The organism is Porcipelethomonas ammoniilytica (assembly GCF_025567485.1).
GTDB lineage: Bacteria > Bacillota > Clostridia > Oscillospirales > Ruminococcaceae > Porcipelethomonas > Porcipelethomonas ammoniilytica.
The window spans coordinates 1-1,378 of record NZ_JAOQKH010000002.1 but is presented as its reverse complement, the minus strand read 5'-3'; the positions used below and the strand labels follow the sequence as shown (position 1 = coordinate 1,378).

3 protein-coding genes are annotated in these 1,378 nt (G+C 34.0%); all 3 read right to left on the bottom strand.

Annotation, left to right across the window (positions count from 1 at the left end):
- Positions 1-225 precede the first annotated feature (225 nt).
- Positions 226-444, bottom strand: a complete 219-nt coding sequence (locus OCV67_RS01590; protein ID WP_147642116.1) for a hypothetical protein — start codon at positions 442-444, stop codon at positions 226-228.
- A 30-nt stretch (positions 445-474) separates the two neighbouring features.
- Complete coding sequence (locus OCV67_RS01585; protein ID WP_147642115.1) at positions 475-726, bottom strand: hypothetical protein; 252 nt, start codon at positions 724-726, stop codon at positions 475-477.
- A gap of 461 nt (positions 727-1,187) precedes the next feature.
- The coding region (locus OCV67_RS01580) for a hypothetical protein (protein WP_262644164.1) at positions 1,188-1,378 on the bottom strand (191 nt) is incomplete at its 5' end.

The following is a 1,378-nucleotide window of genomic DNA, read 5'->3' as shown; positions in this document are numbered from 1 at the left end:
ACAATATTTCCATGTTCATCTGTTCGTTTAGTTATCTCTGGAGTTGTCATTTCTGTCTGACTAACTGTTGTTACCACCATTTGCCGTTTCGTTTACGGCAATGATATTCAAAATCGTTTGTTTTCAATGTGTAACAATACCGACATTTCAAACATTTTTGTAACCAATCCGGTAATTCTTCCATTATTCTAAACCGCCTTAACTAATTCTATAATCTTATTATTTTTAATAAAGTGTGATTTCATTGATCTGACTGACTTCCAATAAGTCCTGACTAATCCATTCTACTTTAATTTTTCCATCAACATATACTGCAAGACAATAATGCAGCGGCTTTTCCACAACGCACATTATCGTTATATCATAGCCGTCTATTTTAAATTCAACTATGCCATATGGACTTGACAATGCATCCTCAACCATTTTCCAATCTTCTGGTGTCAATTTTTGTCCTTTCCATTCGCCATTGGCGAATTATTCATGTTCCAGTTTTCTAAAACCATTATTTTCAAGCCTTTTAAGTGAATTCGGATAATTAATATAAAACTTAATACCGCAAATACGTCCCTTTTCATTACGGCAAGGCTCGGAGCTTATGTATCCTGACTGTTTAAGCTTATTAAGATGATTTGTATACATGTCTGTACCCATTTTCAAGTCGTTCAGTACTTTTGAACGGCTTATTACAAACTCTGATTTGCTCTTCGCACATCTGTATAAGTACATAAATATAGTTTTCATGGAAAAAAATACATGCAAAACTAAGTAAAAAGTGCAACAGAAAAATATAAAAAAAGACCGCAGTTTCCGTGCTTTGACAGAAATTGCAGTCTTGATGAAAATATGTCCAAAAAATTTTTTTGACAAGGCAAAAAATAAAGAACCGAGATTAAAAATCCCGATTCTTTCAAATTCCCCAAAATGGCATATAAAATTTTTTTAAAATAATACTTGACAAAATATTTCCTATTTCCTTTATATTAAAATACAAAACAGAAAAAACACCCCCACAAAACATGTACCGTTTCCCAGACGAAACATGTTCCTTAATCAAACAGATACAACAACTATCTGATTGACTTAGTGAGAATGCTATTTTAACCCGCTTGAAATAGATATTAAGCCTGTCAGATTCTTATGAACTCTGATGGACTTTTCGCATTTCCAATCAACAATTTCATATTCTTTCAGAACTTTTCTACAAAGATTTCTGTGCAGTCGTTTACTCCGTTATCAAGAAACGAACTGGGTTTGAACTCAGCCGCCGCAAAGTAGTGAGGGATATATGAAAAATAATAATACAACACCATGCAAATACAGCATGGTGTTTTTGGTGCACCATCGGGGGCTCGAACCCAGGACCCACTGATTAAGAGTC

What these genes read in the sequence shown, in the direction of transcription:
- OCV67_RS01585 (WP_147642115.1), bottom strand. Translation starts at nt 726, where the DNA reads ATGTACTTATACAGATGTGCGAAGAGCAAATCAGAGTTTGTAATAAGC.